A 14,934-nucleotide genomic window follows, 5' to 3' on the forward strand; every position below is an offset into this window, starting at 1 on the left:
GTGGGGGACGCACCTCCGCTCAGAGTGCGCGCACCCCACGGGCCGGGGCTCGAACTACTCGCCGGGGTGGGCGAGTTCGATGTGGTGGTCGTCCACGCCACCGCCGCCGACGGTCAGCGCGGTCGCCACCGGCGGATAGCCCGCCGCGATGACGGTGTACTCGCCACCGTCCAGGTCGGTGAAGGCGTACGCGCCGTCACTGCCGGTCCTGGCCGTGCCGACGACGTTTCCGGCCGCGTCCACCAGCGTCACGCGGGCGTCCGACAGGGGGCCGTGCGGCGCCCGTACGACACCCTGGAGCTGGGCGCCCGAGTCGAGGTCGACCTCGATCCGGGTGACCCCGGTGCCACCGACCTCGACGGGCAGGGCCCGCGGCCGGTGGCCCGCGGCGTTCACCGCGACCGTCACGACGCCGGGGACCAGGTCGGCGAAGGCGAACTCGCCCTGGTCACCGGTGGTTCCGGAAGCCAGTACATCACCGCGGACGTCGGTCACGACGACCATCGCGTCCTTGACCGGAGAGGCGCCCTCGGCGGCCCGGACGACACCGCTCAGCCCGCTGGTACCGCTCAGCAGGATGTCGTACGCGAGCGGCTCGTCGTTCACGACGATCGTCGAGGCCTGCGGCTGGAAGCCGTCGGCGGAGGCGATCAGCACGTAGGAGCCCACGCCGGGCGCGTCCACCGCGTACGAGCCGTCGGCCTGCGCGACCGAGCGGCCGAGCTGGCGTCCCGTCTGCGAGATCAGCGTGACCGCGGCCTGCGGCACGGGCGCGCTCTCCGCGCCGCGGACCTGACCGTGCACCCGGATGCCGCCGGACGCCGGCTGCGGGGCACTCTCCCGCGTCGCGGTGGCGACGGCGCCGAGCCGCTGCGTGCCCTCGGGGCCCGCCTCGGTCGTGCTCGCGGCGACGGCAGGGGCGAGAGCCGCGGTGGCCGCGGCCTCGACCGCTTCGGCGACGGGAGCCTCGGCGACCGGTTCCCCGGCCTGCTCCGCGGCGGCCTGCGCCAGCGCGCCGGACGTCCGCAGCGGGACCTCCTTGATGAACAGCACGATGAGGAAGGCGACCAGCGCCATGCCGGCGGCGATCAGGAAGACGTCCGCGATGCCGTGGCCGTACGCGCTCTCCATCACGGTGCGCAGCGGCGCGGGCAGCTTGTCCATGTCCGGGATGGTGGAGCTGGAGTCCGAACCGGAGCCCAGGGCCGCGTACTTGGGGCCGAGGTCGGTCAGGCCGTCCTTCACGTAGTGGGTGATCCGGTTGGCCATGACCGCGCCGAGCGCGGAGACACCGATCGCACCGCCGAGGGAACGGAAGAACGTCACCGTGGAGCTCGCCGAGCCCAGGTCCGACGGCGCCACCTGGTTCTGCGTGGAGAGCACCAGGTTCTGCATCATCATGCCGACGCCGAGGCCCAGCAGCGCCATGAAGATCGCGATGTGCCAGTACGTCGTGTCGTAGCGGATCGTGCCGAGGAGGCCGAGGCCCGCGGTCACCAGGAAACCACCGCTGACCAGCCAGTACTTCCACCGTCCGGTCCTGGTGATCACCTGGCCGGAGACCGTGGAGGAGATGAACAGGCCGCCGATCATCGGGATCGTCATCACGCCCGACATCGTCGGGGACTTGTCCCGCGCGAGCTGGAAGTACTGGCTGAAGAAGACGGTGCCGGTGAACATCGCGACACCCACGAAGAGCGACGCGAGGGAGGAGAGGGTGATCGTCCGGTTGCGGAACAGCCGCAGCGGGATGATCGGCTCGCTCGCCCTGGACTCGACGAGCACGAACAGCAGGCCGAGGAGGATCGCGCCGGCGACCATCGTGTACGTCTGCCACGAGACCCAGTCGTACTTGTTACCGGCGAAGGTGACCCACACGAGCAGCAGGGAGACCGCGGCGGAGATGCAGAACGCGCCCGCCCAGTCGACCTTGACGTCCCGCTTCACGACGGGCAGGTGCAGGGTCTTCTGCAGCACGATCAGCGCGATGATCGCGAAGGGCACACCGACGTAGAAGCACCAGCGCCAGCCGAGCCAGCTCGTGTCGGTGATGACACCGCCGAGCAGCGGGCCGCCGACGGTTGCGACGGCGAACGTCGCGCCGAGGTAGCCGGAGTAGCGCCCGCGCTCACGCGGGGAGATCATCGCGGCCATCACGATCTGCGCGAGGGCGGACAGACCGCCGACGCCGACGCCCTGGACCACCCGGCAGGCGATGAGCATGCCGGGGTTCTGGGACAGACCGGCGGCGGCCGATCCCAGCACGTAGACGATGAGCGCTATCTGTACGAGCGCCTTCTTGCTGTACAGGTCGGAGAGCTTGCCCCACAGGGGCGTGGTCGCGGTCATGGCCAGCAGCGAGGCCGTGACGACCCAGGTGTAGGCGGACTGGCCGCCGCCCAGGTCGCCGATGATCTCGGGGAGCGCGTTGGTCACGATCGTCGACGACAGGATCGCGACGAACATGCCGAGCAGCAGCCCGGAGAGCGCCTCCATGATCTGCCGGTGCGTCATCGGAGCGCCGTCGGCGCCTCCGTGCTTGGCGTGAGAGCCCCGCACACCGGCTGGTGTGGTCGTTGCCATGGGCTTCCTTTTCTTACGTACTTACGCGGGTGTACGGGTGGTCAGTTCTGATACGTCTGTCGCATACGGGGGGAGGCGCACCGGCGCCCGCTGGGTGGAGCGGCAGTCGCCGAAGCTCTCGCGCAGCCTGCTCATCAGCTCGATGAGCAGCCCGACCTCGTGGTCGGACCAGTGGCTCAGCCGGTCGGCGAGCAGTCGTGACGTGCGCAGCGAGAGCTCGTCGAGCTGCTCCTGGCCGGCCTCGGTGAGGCGCAGGATGCGCGAGCGCTTGTCGGCCGGGTCGGGGGACCGTTCGATCCAGCCCCGGTCGGCGACATGCGCGACATGGCGGCTGGTCACCGACATGTCCACGGAGAGCAGCTCCGCCAGCCTGCTCATCCGCATCGCGCCGTACCGGCCGAGCAGGGTGAGCACGGCGGCGGAGCCCCCGGGGCAGTCGGGCGGCAGGATCCGCCCCATGTCCCTCTTCACGGCACCGATGGCGCTGAGCTGACGAGCCAGTTCCTCGTACTGCGCCTGCTCGGCCATCGCACCTCCCCATTCGTTGCTTAGGGCAACCATAAAGAAGTTGGTTGCCGCAGGCAAACGAGTTGGCGGTCCCGTGGCTAAAGATTCAGTAAAGGTAAATATTGGCGATCGTAAACTTGCAGGTGGGGGCGGGGACGTAATGAATGGTGGGCGGCCGCTCACGATGGGTACGAAGGGGAGCCCGGCACTTGGGCACTCGGCGCGTATTCGCTAGGGTCCGGCCTATGGCAAACACCCAGGGCCCCGAGGGCAACTACGACCCCGCGGGCAGCACCCAAATGTTCCGTGCGTTCGTCGACGAGGCCCCCCAGGGCCGGCAGCAGCAGGTGGCCGCTCCGGCGGGTCCCCGCGTGGGCCTGATCGTCGGCGTCGTCCTCGCCGTCGTGGTCGTCGCGGCGGTGGCGTGGCTCGCGCTCATGTAGCCGAGCGGGACCATGTGACCGAGCCGGGCCACGCGACTCGCCGGGGGTACGTGACCGGGCGGGAATGTGCGGCCCGGTAGCAGCGGGTGGCCCGGCGGGTACGTGACCGGGCCGAACGCGTGGCCTGTCACGGGTACTTGATCGGGCCGAACGCGTGGCCCGGCAGGGGTACGTGACCGGGCGGGAGCGTGCGGCCCGGCAGGGTCCGGCGTCCCGGTGGGGCGTGTGGCCCCGTGGTGCCGCGCCGCTACTTCCACTGGACGGACACGTCCCGCGTCTCGACGTGCATGCCCAGCGGCACCCGCCACGCGTCGACGCACACCGTCCAGGTCCGGCTCTTCTTCGCACCGGCGGCGATGGGCGCGGGAAGGGCCTCGGCCGACCGGACGGTCGCCCAGTCGATCCCGAGCGACCCGATGATGTGGGTCCCGAACGTCACCGTGCCCGAACGCACCGCCGTACCACCGGTGTTGCCGAAGGAGACGGTCACCTTCTCGCACCAGCGCCGATCGGCGGCCGCACGGGTGGTACCGCTCACGACGAGCACGGCCGGCCCGGCGCTCTCCGTCGGCCCGGGAGCGGTCGGCGTACCGGAATTCCCCGAACTCCCACCCGTACGCCCGGAGTCACCGCCTGAGGACGAACCGGCGGACGAACCGGCGGACGAAGCGGACCCGCCGCCGTCGCCGGCCCCCGGCCCTCCCGTGCCGCCTGCTCCGGTCCCGGAACGGTCCCCGCCGGCACCCGAGTTGCCTGAGCCGGCGTCATGAGCCGCCGAGCCCTCCGGACCGCCCGGGCCGTCGGTCGACGAGCCGCCCGGACCGTTGGCCGACGTCGTCCCGGAGCCGGAACTCCCGCTGTCCCCAGCGGTGTCGGAGCCGTTTCCGGCCGCGCCGTCCAGCGGTACGAGGGTCACCTCGCCCGATGGCGCCACCACCGCGCCCGACGCCCGTGGGGAGCCCCCGGCGGCCCCGACGGCGACATAGCCTCCGCCGTTCCCGCCGCCTCCGCACGCGGCCAGCGCTCCGCCCAGACAGAGCGCGGCCGCCGAGGCGCCCAGCAGGGCACCTCGGCGGCCGCGTATCGACTCGTGACGCATCGCGCCAGTGTGGCTGACGATCCGTCAATTATGAACCCCGCGTGGGACGGTCAGTCGGAGATGAGGCCTTCCCGGAGCTGGGCCAGAGTGCGGGTGAGGAGACGGGAGACGTGCATCTGCGAGATGCCGACCTCCTCGCCGATCTGCGACTGGGTCATGTTCGCGAAGAACCGGAGCATGATGATCCGGCGCTCTCGGGGCGGCAGCTTGGCGAGCAGCGGCTTGAGCGACTCGCGGTACTCCACGCCCTCCAGCGCGGTGTCCTCGTAGCCGAGGCGGTCCGCGAGGGAGCCCTCGCCGCCGTCGTCCTCGGGGGCGGGCGAGTCGAGCGACGACGCCGTGTACGCGTTGCCCACGGCCAGGCCGTCGACCACGTCCTCCTCGGACACCCCGAGAACGGTGGCCAGTTCGGCGACCGTCGGCGAACGGTCGAGCTTCTGCGAGAGCTCGTCGCTGGCCTTGGTGAGGGCGAGCCGCAGCTCCTGGAGGCGGCGCGGAACGCGGACCGACCAGGAGGTGTCACGGAAGAAGCGCTTGATCTCACCGACGACCGTCGGCATCGCGAAGGTCGGGAACTCGACACCGCGTTCGCAGTCGAAGCGGTCGATCGCCTTGATCAGGCCGATGGTGCCGACCTGGACGATGTCCTCCATCGGCTCGTTGCGGGAGCGGAAGCGGGCCGCCGCGTACCGGACGAGCGGGAGGTTGAGCTCGATGAGGGTGTCCCGGACGTAGCCACGCTCCGGGCTGTTCTCGGCGAGTGCGGCGAGCCGCAGGAAGAGGGAGCGGGACAGGGTCCGGGTGTCGATGGCGCCCGAGGACTCGGGGACCGGAACGGCTACCGGGGCCTCGGTGGCAGGGACATCGGGAAGCGCGGCGTGCGCCTCGGGCACTGCGTCGCTCTTCATGAGCGTGAGCACCTTCGAGCTGCCCTGATCTGCGGACATGCCACCCCCTTTGGGTCGCGGACGGTCGCGGCAGTCGCTCCCGTCGGAGGAACGCAGCCTCCACCTGAATACCGGAGGCGAGGCCGCGGCAAACGCGCTTCCGGCAGAATGTCACATGTCGGCAACACGCTGTAGAGACTTGTCGACATGTAGAGGGTGGATCAGCCCTGGAAAAAGGGGGTCTGACGGGTTTTCAGCGCTGAACTGCCAGAAAAAGCGACCTTGAGCGATTCGCTCTTTTCGGTTACGCCTCGATCCTGTTTGCGGATCGAAGACGCGCGAAGCTGCGGGCGAGCAGCCTTGACACATGCATCTGGGAGACCCCCAGCTCGGCGCTGATCTGTGACTGGGTCAGGTTGCTGTAGTAGCGGAGCAGCAGGATGCGCTGCTCGCGTTCGGGCAGTTGTACGAGCAAATGCCGTACGAGGTCGCGGTGTTCGACTCCGTCGAGCGCGGGGTCCTCGTAGCCGAGCCGGTCGAGCAGTCCCGGCAGCCCGTCACCCTCCTGGGCCGCTTCGAGGGAGGTCGCGTGGTACGACCGCCCCGCCTCGATGCAGGAGAGCACCTCCTCCTCGGTGATGCGCAGCCGTTCGGCGATCTCCGCGGTGGTGGGCGAGCGCCCGAAGGCGGTCGTGAGGTCCTCGGTGGCGCTGTTCACCTGCACCCACAGCTCGTGCAGCCGGCGCGGTACGTGGACGGTGCGAACGTTGTCACGGAAGTACCGCTTGATCTCGCCGACGACCGTCGGCATCGCGAAGGTCGGGAACTGCACCCCGCGGTCCGGGTCGAAGCGGTCGATGGCGTTGATCAGGCCGATGGTGCCGACCTGGACCACGTCCTCCATCGGCTCGTTGCGGGAGCGGAAGCGGGCCGCCGCGTACCGGACGAGCGGCAGGTTCGCCTCGATGAGGGCGCCGCGGACCCGGTTGTGCTCGGGGGTGCCCGGGTCCAGCACCTTGAGTTCACCGAAGAGCACCTGCGTGAGGGCCCGGGTGTCGGCGCCGCGGCGCCGCTCGTGCGTGACTTCCTGGATCGGGGCGGGGGCGGCCGTGGCCACGGGGTCCGGCGCCGGGCCGGGTGCGGGGGCGGCGATGGGACCGGGCGCGTGGCCGGGTGCGAGCGTGGCCGAGGCGCTCGCCGTGGAGCCGCCCGCGGGGCTGCCTGTGGGGCCGACTGCGGGGCTCGGGGCGCCCGGTGCGGCGTTCGGTGCCGTGGTCTGCGCCGGGGGCGAGGGCGGGGCCGGGGCGGGCGTGAGGGCCGGTGCCGGGGCCTTGGCCGGGGCTTCCTCCTGGGGCGGCGCAGTACTGGCCGACACGGTCAACGCCACCTCTTCATTCGTCAACGATCCGTCAACGTATCCGTCAACTCATCCGTCAAAAGCGGTCATAGCATCACAAGACATGTGCACTGTGTGCAAGCACCGCATAGCGCCGTGTTGAAGGTGAGTTGCAGGTGAGTTGGGGCGTAAGACGCCAAAAACCCCTGACCGGTTGAGGTCAAGGGCTCCGGAAGAGAGTGCGATCAAAAATGATCAGAACGGGTAGTCGGCGATCACCCAGGTGGCGAACTCCCGCCAGAGCGCGACACCGGCCTCGTGCGCCGGGTGCTCCAGGTAGTGCTTGAGGGCGTCGGTGTCCTCGACGGCGGCATTGATCGCGAAGTCGTACGCGATCGGCCGGTCGCTGATGTTCCATTCGCACTCCCAGAACCGGACCTCGGGGATCAGGTCGCCCAGCGCGCGGAAGGCGGCGACGCCCTCGACGACGCGCGGCTCGTCGCGCCGGACGCCGTCGTTGAGCTTGAAGAGGACCAGATGGCGGATCACGGGCACTCCCAGGGGGTGAGGGTCTTCGCTCGGTCGCGGCCTTGACCGGTCGCGCCCGGCTCTGTCGCGGTCGTTCGGCGCACGGCGCGCGGAATCCCCGACGCGCGGGCCTCTGCCCCCGACGTCAGTTCTGAGCGCCGTCGGCGATCCAGGTCATGAAGTCACCGATCGCCCCGGCGGCGTTGGATATCCCCTCGAAGCCTATCTGGACGTAGTCGGCGGCCTTGGCCGGATCAGTGATGATCACGTAGAGCGCGAACACCACGAGCACGTAGATGGCGATCTTCTTCGAATTCACCGCCATGGCGGCCTCCCCTGTGACTGCTGTGCCCGTGGGCCCCCTGCTGCCGGCGGTGAGTGTAACCTTCACGCCGCCTTTAAGGACCAACGGCCCGCTGGTCGAGGTCTTTTGCCGGGCCGCGCCGACGCTCCCGAGGTCCACCATGGAGGGGAGCCCCGGCGGAGTCGACAGGAGTCCACGGGGCCCGGAGGGGCCCACCGCGTGGTCCCCGCCGCCAGTCCTTCCCCCGAGCCGGCGGCGCGGACTCAAGGGTCCCTTCCCTCGGGGGAGGCGGTTGCCCCCGATGCGCCGCTTCCCCCCTCCTCCGTGGGAGCGGAGAACCCTTTCGGGTGCGGTGGAGCCCCGGCGGCTGAGCGGCGCCGGGGCTCCACCGCACCCGGGCGGCCCGCACCCGGGCCGGGGCCTGCACCTGAGGGCGCACCCGGGGCGCGCCACCCGAGGTCATGCGGAAGCCGTGCTGAATCCGGCCCCGGAACGACTGACTCCGAACGCCCCCGAACGCCTCCCGACGCCTCCGAGCGCCCCTGGAACGCACGAAGGGCCCCGTCTTTCGACGAGGCCCTTCAGAAGCGGTAGCGGAGGGATTTGAACCCTCGGTGACTTGCGCCACACTCGCTTTCGAGGCGAGCTCCTTCGGCCGCTCGGACACGCTACCGAGGGAGACCCTACCCCAAGGTGGGCCATGGTCTGAAATCCGTTTCGGCCGTCCCGGAACCGAGGCGCGGCCCGCGGCACGGAGGCCGGCCGGCGTGTCCGCCGCTCGGTCGGCTGCTCGGTCAGCGGTCCCGGAAGAAGTCCGTGAGCAGTGCGGCGCATTCCCCGGCGAGGACGCCCTCGATCACCTCGGGCCGGTGATTGAGCCGCCGGTCGCGGACGACGTCCCAGACGGATCCGGTCGCGCCCGCCTTCTCGTCGCGGGCGCCGTAGACCACTCGTTCCACCCGGGACTGGACGAGCGCGCCCGCGCACATCGTGCAGGGCTCCAGGGTGACGACGAGAGTGCAGCCGGACAGCCGCCACTCACCGAGCCTCGCGGCGGCCCTGCGCAGCGCGAGGACCTCGGCGTGGGCCGTCGGGTCGCCGGTGGCCTCGCGTTCGTTGTGACCGGCCGCCAGCACGGTCGCTCCGTCCGGGGCCATCACGACCGCTCCGACGGGAACGTCACCGCCCCGGACGGCCAGCCGTGCCTCTTCCAGCGCGAGCCGCATGGGGGCCAGCCAGGGATCGCGTACGGGGTCGGGGGGCCGAGGTACCGGGTGGGGGGTGCTCACCCGGGGAACCTAGCGGAATCCCGTGGGACCCGAGGGTGGGCATCCCGCGGTGCCCCGCGCCGCCGGGCACGCGCCCTCCGATTCCCCCACAGGACGAGGGCGACGGTGAGGTCATGTGCCGGGGGCACAGTCGCGGCGATTTTTCCGCAGGGAGTCCTGTCCGGACGTCCCGGGACCGCCGGCCGTCCCGTCATCCCGCCGTCCCGGGGGACGGCGAGCGGCAGGCGCAGGCGGCAGACGGAGGCGAGGACCCGGCCCGCCGAAGGGGCCGGTTCACCGGTATGAGGGTCGGTTCGCGAGCAGAGGCTGGGCCCGCTGTTTCCGGGGCCCAGCCAGGTCCAGCGCTTCCGGGGCCTAGCGGACGGTCTCCAGGACCTCTGCCGCTCCCAGGGCTTCGGCGATCGTGCTGAGCGCGTCGCCTTCGTCCAGGGCCAGCAGTTCCCTCTCGCTCACTCCGAGGTCCGCGAGGATGTAGCGGTCCCCGACGGGGCTGTGCGACACGGCATCGCCGGACACGCTCCCCTGTTCCTCCTCGTCGTCCTCGTCGGAGTCCCCGGGTTCACCGTCCTCCGTGCCGTCCAGGTCGAGGGAGTCCAGGTCGGCGTCGTCGTCGCCCGGATCCCGTCCTAGTAGTTCGTCCGTGAGCAGGATCTCGCCGTACGAACTGCGGGCGGCCGCGGCCGCGTCCGAGACGTAGATACGAGGATCCTCCTCGCCGTCCACGCGGACGACGCCGAACCACGCGTCTTCCTGCTCGATGAGTACGAGCACCGTGTCCTCGTCCGAGACTTCACGGGCCAGGTCGGTCAGATCCGACAGCGTTTCCACATCGTCGAGCTCTGTGTCGCTCGCTTCCCACCCGTCTTCGGTGCGCGCGAGCAGTGCGGCGAAGTACACCGTGACTCTCCCACTGGTCATAGGCGTGCCGGTTGGGGTTCCCCCCGGCGGAGGCTGTGGGCGAGGAGTGCTGCTCCGAGCCCCGCCCACTCGGAATCGTGGCAGAAACAGAGCGTTCAGGGGACGTCTTCGGCCTGCTGTGTCTGCCTCTTTTGATCGCTAACAGCGGATCGTACGCGGCTGCCTGCGCCGTGTAGGCACCTCCTCGCCCGGCACGTCCGCCGCACGGCCCCTCGTGAGGCGGGTGCTGCCCGGTTCCACGGCGGCCGGGCGATCAGTTTTCCCCTCGGCGCGTCATCGAGTGCCGTACGGGCGCGTCACCCCGGCACGACGGGCGTGCCGCAGACGGCGCCGCGGGCGGACCTCCGGTCTTCCCCGGGCGTGGCGGCGACGGTCGTGCGGCGCGCGGACTACCAGCGGAAGGTGCGCATGCGCATGGCGTGGCGCAGCCGGGCCGTCTTGGCGCGGCGGGGCTGGACCCGGTCGCGCAGCTCGCGTGCCTCGGCCAGGTCGCGCAGGAACTGGGCCCTTCGCCTCCTGCGTTCGGCGTCGCTCTCCAGCCGCTCGGATGACTCCTCTTGCGGGTTCCGCATTGGCACACCACCCCAGGTCCGGTCCCTCCCACCTTCCCTCCGACGGGCGGTTTGATGCCAGCGGACGGGTGATGCCGGGCGGCGGTACTTGCCGGGCGGGTCAGTGGCGGGTGCCTGGAGCCCGGCTACTGTTGTGGACATGCGTCTTCACGTCGTCGACCACCCCCTGGTCGCCCATAAGCTCACCACCCTGCGCGACCGGCGCACCGACTCCGCGACCTTCCGGCGGCTGGCCGACGAGCTGGTCACCCTGCTCGCCTACGAGGCCACCCGCGACGTGCGCACGGAGCAGGTCGACATCGTGACCCCGGTCTCCCCGACCACGGGCGTCAAGCTCTCCTACCCGCGCCCGCTCGTCGTGCCGATCCTGCGCGCGGGCCTCGGCATGCTCGACGGGATGGTCCGGCTGCTGCCGACCGCCGAGGTGGGCTTCCTGGGCATGGTGCGCGACGAGGAGACGCTCCAGGCCTCCACGTACGCCACCCGTATGCCGGACGACCTGTCCGGCCGACAGGTGTACGTCCTCGACCCGATGCTGGCCACCGGCGGCACGCTCGTCGCCGCGATCCAGGAGCTGATCAAGCGCGGCGCCGACGACGTCACCGCCGTGGTCCTGCTCGCCGCCCCGGAGGGTGTCGAGCTCATGGAGCGCGACCTGGCGGGTACGCCGGTCACCGTCGTGACGGCCTCGGTCGACGAGCGCCTGAACGAGCACGGCTACATCGTGCCGGGTCTGGGCGACGCCGGGGACCGGATGTACGGGGCCGCGGAGTAGCCCCGTAGCGACCGCGAGAAAACAGCCGGCTCCGGAGTCAGCGCCTCCTCGTACGAGGGCGACTCCGGAGCCGGCTGTTTTCTCCACGGGAGTGACCGCGGAGTCGCCGCCCGTTCTCGGGGAGTGACCGCGGAGTCGCCGCCCGTTCTCCGGGAGCGACCGCCGAGTCGGCGGTCGTACTTCGGGTGAGACCCGGCGTCAGCAGTTCTTCTTCGAGTCGGCGGGCACCGGCTTGGGCTGACTCAGGACGGTCAGCGCCTTGTCGGCGTCCTCCTTCTTCGTCAGCGCCTTGAACTCGGTGCCGATGATGAGGTCGACCGTGGTGGCCTTGGCGCGGCCGTCGGTCTTCAGCAGGGCGCCGGAGAGCTGGGTGTTGAGGACGGGGAGCGCGGCCTGGTCGGCGGCCTTGGCGCCCAGCAGTATCCCGGCGCCCGTGACCTTCTTGTCGTACGCGGCCGTCGCGTTGCCCACATCACCGATCTTGAAGCCGCGTTTCTTCAGCTCGTCCGCCGTCTGTTTGGCGAGCCCGCTGCGGGGCGTCGCGTTGAAGACGTTCACGGTGATCTGGCCCGGCTGGGGCAGGGGAGCCGCGAGGGCGGCCGCCGCCGCGGTGGCCTTCGCCGCGTGCGTGGCCTTCGACGCGCAGGCCGCCTTGGTGCTCGCGGCCGCGGCCTTGTCGCCGCCCGTGTAGATGTCGATGAGCTGCAGGGTTCCCCACCCGATCAGCCCGAGTGCGGTGACGGAGGCGACGACCAGGAACGCGAGCCTGCGACGGCCACGGGGTCGGCGCATCCGCGGGTACTTGTCCCCCGTGATCCGGTACTGGCCACCCATGCCAGGGGGAGTGAGCATGCTCATGGGCGCAGCGTAGTGCGCCGAGACGCCAATGCCTACTAGATGATCATTGACTGGCGTTCAGTTCAACCCATTGGGGTCAAGCCGTGGCCATTAGTCCAGTTCAAGAACGCGCGCGTGCAGCACCTGGCGCTGCTGGAGCGCGGCGCGGACGGCGCGGTGCAGGCCGTCCTCCAGGTACAGATCGCCCTGCCACTTGACGACGTGGGCGAAGAGGTCGCCGTAGAAGGTGGAGTCCTCGGCGAGGAGGGTCTCCAGGTCCAGCTGGCCCTTGGTCGTCACGAGCTGATCGAGGCGGACCGGGCGCGGCGCGACGTCCGCCCACTGCCGGGTGCTTTCCCGGCCGTGGTCGGGGTACGGCCGGCCGTTTCCGATGCGCTTGAAGATCACACGGAAAGCCTACCGGTCAAGACCTTCCGGGCGCAGCCATGGCGGCGGAGTGCGACGCTGGAAAAGATGTCGTAAATCCTTGCAAATCGGGAACAGGGGTCTGATATGAGTGACAGCGAGACCATGCCGTCGGCTGCCGCTGGGACCGTTCCCGAGCACGTGTCCGGCGCCCCCGCGCTCCCGGGGGAAGCCCTGGAGATCGCCTCCGGCTACGCCTTCGCGGGTCCCGCCCTCGACCTCGGCGCGCTGATCTGGGACGGGACGTGCCTGCCCGACGCGCAGATCCGCATCCCGCTGCCGATGCTCAACCGGCACGGCCTGGTGGCGGGCGCCACCGGCACCGGCAAGACCAAGACGCTCCAGCTGATCGCCGAGCAGCTCTCGGCGCAGGGGGTCCCCGTCTTCCTCGCCGACATCAAGGGGGACGTCTCCGGGATCTCGGTGCCGGGCGAGCCGGGGGCGAAGGTCCGGAAGCGGGCCGCCGAGGTCCACCAGGACTGGACCCCGGCCGGCTGCCCCGCGGAGTTCTACGCGCTCGGCGGCCTGGGCCACGGCATTCCCGTACGCGCCACGGTCACCAGCTTCGGACCCGTGCTGCTGGCCAAGGTGCTCGAACTCAACCGGACCCAGGAACAGTCGCTCGGCCTGATCTTCCACTACGCCGACCAGAAGGGCCTGGAGCTGGTCGACCTCAAGGACCTGCGGGCGGTCGTCGCCTTTCTGACCTCGGACGAGGGCAAGGGCGAACTGAAGGGGATCGGTGGGCTGTCCACCGCCACGGCGGGGGTCATCCTGCGCTCCCTCACGGCCTTCGAGGCGCAGGGCATGAGCCCCTTCTTCGGGGAGCCGGAGTTCGACACGGACGAGCTGACGCGCACGGCGGCGGACGGCCGGGGTGTGGTGTCGGTCCTCGAACTGCCCGCCGTGCAGGACAGACCGCAGCTCTTCTCGACGTTCCTGATGTGGCTGCTCGCCGATCTCTTCCACGACCTCCCGGAAGTCGGCGACGCCGACAGGCCGAAGCTCGTCTTCTTCTTCGACGAGGCCCATCTGCTCTTCAGCGACGCGTCGAAGGCGTTCCTGGACTCGATCACCCGGACCGTCCGGCTCATTCGCTCGAAAGGGGTCGGCGTCTTCTTTGTGACGCAGACGCCGAAGGACGTGCCCGCGGACGTCCTCGCCCAGCTCGGCAACCGGGTCCAGCACGCGCTGCGCGCCTTCACCCCGGACGACCAGAAGGCGCTGAAGGCCACCGTGAAGACCTTCCCCGACTCTCCGTACGACCTCGAAGAGGTCCTCATGGGTCTCGGCACCGGAGAGGCCGTCGTCACCGTGCTGAGCGAGAGGGGCGCTCCGACGCCGGTCGCGGTGACCCGGCTGCGTGCCCCGCGGTCGTTGATGGGGCCGGTGTCGGCGGAGGCGCTCGACCGGGCGGTGCGGGACTCGCCGTTGTACGAGCGGTACGCGCGTGCGGTGGACCGGGAGTCGGCGTACGAGAAGGTGGCAGCGGCCTCCGGTTCCTCGTCGCCTTCGCCGTCCGCGCCGTCCGCGCGGCCTTCCCCGTCCTCGCCATCGCGGGGTGGGCCGGAAGCCGCCCGCTCCGGCGGCCGGACCCGGCCCGAGGAGGATGCCTCCGTCGTCGAACAGGTCGTCGGCAGCGGGCTGTTCAAGTCGCTGGCCCGCTCCGTGGGCACACAGATCGGGCGGGAGATTACCCGGTCGGTCTTCGGCACGGCACGCAGGCGACGCTGATGGCGTGCCTCCCCGGAGCGTGAGGAGCGCAGGCCGGGGGCCGGTGGGGGCGCCCCTGCCCGGAACGGGCGGGACGCCGGTCGTCCGGCCCCCGGCTACTTCCCGGCGGCCTTCGCGGCCGCCTTCATCTCCTGTTTGTGGGCGCGGACCTTGGCGAGGGACTCCGGGCCGGTGATGTCGGCGACCGAGCGGAAGGACTTCGCCTCGCCGTAGGAGCCCGCCGCCTCGCGCCAGCCCTTGGGGCGGACGCCGAGCTGCTTGCCGAGGAGGGCCAGGAAGATCTGGGCCTTCTGCGGCCCGAAACCGGGGAGTTCCTTGAGACGGCGGAGAAGTTCCTCGCCGGTCGCGGCGTCCTTCCAGACGGCGGCGGCGTCTCCGTCGTAGTGCTCGACGAGGTACTGGCAGAGCTGATGGATGCGCTTGCCCATCGAGCCGGGATAGCGGTGCACGGCCGGCTTCTCGGAGAGCAGCGCGGCGAACCTCTCCGGGTCGTACGAGGCGATCTCCTGCGCGTCGAGATCGTCCGCCCCCATGCGCCGGGCGATCGTGTACGGCCCCGCGAAGGCCCATTCCATCGGCACCTGCTGGTCCAGCAGCATGCCGACCAGGGCGGCGAGCGGACTGCGGCCGAGCAGTTCGTCGGCCTCGGGCTGCTGGGCGAGGTGAAGCGTGACGTCCATGGACCGATGATCCCGC

Annotated in this window: 16 protein-coding genes and 1 tRNA gene; 3 read left to right on the forward strand and 14 right to left on the reverse strand. The window is 70.7% G+C overall.

What is annotated here, in order from left to right:
• Positions 1-54: 54 nt before the first annotated feature.
• Both OHT01_RS20815 and OHT01_RS20820 read right to left on the reverse strand, forming a co-directional pair.
• Positions 55-2,583: an MFS transporter gene (locus tag OHT01_RS20815; protein ID WP_328554642.1), complete on the reverse strand. Its 2,529-nt coding sequence runs from the start codon at positions 2,581-2,583 to the stop codon at positions 55-57.
• 21 nt (positions 2,584-2,604) lie between these two features.
• Positions 2,605-3,111 (reverse strand): MarR family winged helix-turn-helix transcriptional regulator, encoded by a 507-nt coding sequence (locus OHT01_RS20820; RefSeq protein ID WP_328554643.1) that lies wholly within the window; start codon positions 3,109-3,111, stop codon positions 2,605-2,607.
• 224 nt (positions 3,112-3,335) lie between these two features.
• Between OHT01_RS20820 and OHT01_RS20825 the strand changes: the two genes are divergently transcribed.
• Positions 3,336-3,533, forward strand: a complete 198-nt coding sequence (locus tag OHT01_RS20825; RefSeq protein WP_328554644.1) for a hypothetical protein — start codon at positions 3,336-3,338, stop codon at positions 3,531-3,533.
• Between the two features lie 247 nt (positions 3,534-3,780).
• Here the strand turns inward: OHT01_RS20825 and OHT01_RS20830 are convergent, their stop codons facing one another.
• The 9 genes from OHT01_RS20830 to OHT01_RS20870 form a co-directional block, all read right to left on the reverse strand.
• Entirely contained in the window at positions 3,781-4,632 is an 852-nt protein-coding gene (locus OHT01_RS20830; RefSeq protein ID WP_328554645.1) for a hypothetical protein, read from the reverse strand.
• Positions 4,633-4,682: 50 nt separating this feature from the next.
• On the reverse strand, positions 4,683-5,579 hold the full coding sequence (locus OHT01_RS20835; protein ID WP_328554646.1) for an RNA polymerase sigma factor SigF: 897 nt from the start codon (positions 5,577-5,579) through the stop codon (positions 4,683-4,685).
• Between the two features lie 244 nt (positions 5,580-5,823).
• Entirely contained in the window at positions 5,824-6,894 is a 1,071-nt protein-coding gene (locus OHT01_RS20840) for an RNA polymerase sigma factor SigF (protein ID WP_443043419.1), read from the reverse strand.
• A 216-nt stretch (positions 6,895-7,110) separates the two neighbouring features.
• Positions 7,111-7,404, reverse strand: coding sequence for a Dabb family protein (locus OHT01_RS20845; RefSeq protein ID WP_328554647.1), 294 nt, complete (start codon positions 7,402-7,404; stop codon positions 7,111-7,113).
• Positions 7,405-7,528: 124 nt separating this feature from the next.
• Positions 7,529-7,708 (reverse strand): hypothetical protein, encoded by a 180-nt coding sequence (locus tag OHT01_RS20850; RefSeq protein ID WP_328554648.1) that lies wholly within the window; start codon positions 7,706-7,708, stop codon positions 7,529-7,531.
• 567 nt (positions 7,709-8,275) lie between these two features.
• Positions 8,276-8,360: transfer RNA gene (locus OHT01_RS20855), tRNA-Ser, on the reverse strand.
• Positions 8,361-8,481: 121 nt separating this feature from the next.
• Positions 8,482-8,913 (reverse strand): tRNA adenosine(34) deaminase TadA, encoded by a 432-nt coding sequence (gene tadA / locus OHT01_RS20860; protein WP_328558196.1) that lies wholly within the window; start codon positions 8,911-8,913, stop codon positions 8,482-8,484.
• A 417-nt stretch (positions 8,914-9,330) separates the two neighbouring features.
• Positions 9,331-9,873 carry a tRNA adenosine deaminase-associated protein gene (locus OHT01_RS20865; RefSeq protein ID WP_328558197.1) on the reverse strand — a complete coding sequence of 181 codons (543 nt, stop codon included), beginning with the start codon at positions 9,871-9,873 and terminating at the stop codon, positions 9,331-9,333.
• Between the two features lie 410 nt (positions 9,874-10,283).
• Positions 10,284-10,466, reverse strand: a complete 183-nt coding sequence (locus tag OHT01_RS20870) for a hypothetical protein (RefSeq protein ID WP_192582817.1) — start codon at positions 10,464-10,466, stop codon at positions 10,284-10,286.
• Between the two features lie 139 nt (positions 10,467-10,605).
• On the opposite strand from OHT01_RS20870, the gene upp reads away from it, so the two are divergent.
• The gene (gene upp, locus OHT01_RS20875; protein WP_261703858.1) at positions 10,606-11,241 is read left to right on the forward strand and encodes a uracil phosphoribosyltransferase; all 636 of its coding nucleotides are present in this window, start codon (positions 10,606-10,608) and stop codon (positions 11,239-11,241) included.
• Positions 11,242-11,439: 198 nt separating this feature from the next.
• Here upp and OHT01_RS20880 read toward each other — a convergent pair whose 3' ends face one another.
• Together OHT01_RS20880 and OHT01_RS20885 are read right to left on the reverse strand one after the other, a co-directional pair.
• Positions 11,440-12,099 (reverse strand): LytR C-terminal domain-containing protein, encoded by a 660-nt coding sequence (locus OHT01_RS20880; protein WP_328554649.1) that lies wholly within the window; start codon positions 12,097-12,099, stop codon positions 11,440-11,442.
• 90 nt (positions 12,100-12,189) lie between these two features.
• Positions 12,190-12,486 carry a type II toxin-antitoxin system VapB family antitoxin gene (locus tag OHT01_RS20885; protein WP_003999914.1) on the reverse strand — a complete coding sequence of 99 codons (297 nt, stop codon included), beginning with the start codon at positions 12,484-12,486 and terminating at the stop codon, positions 12,190-12,192.
• Positions 12,487-12,591: 105 nt separating this feature from the next.
• Here OHT01_RS20885 and OHT01_RS20890 point away from each other — a divergent pair, with 105 nt between their 5' ends.
• Entirely contained in the window at positions 12,592-14,238 is a 1,647-nt protein-coding gene (locus OHT01_RS20890; protein WP_328554650.1) for a helicase HerA-like domain-containing protein, read from the forward strand.
• A 95-nt stretch (positions 14,239-14,333) separates the two neighbouring features.
• On the opposite strand, the gene OHT01_RS20895 is transcribed toward OHT01_RS20890, so the two are convergent.
• Positions 14,334-14,918 carry an HhH-GPD-type base excision DNA repair protein gene (locus OHT01_RS20895; RefSeq protein WP_328554651.1) on the reverse strand — a complete coding sequence of 195 codons (585 nt, stop codon included), beginning with the start codon at positions 14,916-14,918 and terminating at the stop codon, positions 14,334-14,336.
• Positions 14,919-14,934: the final 16 nt, after the last annotated feature.

The sequence above is a fragment of the Streptomyces sp. NBC_00358 genome (genome assembly GCF_036099295.1).
Taxonomy (GTDB): Bacteria; Actinomycetota; Actinomycetes; order Streptomycetales; family Streptomycetaceae; genus Streptomyces.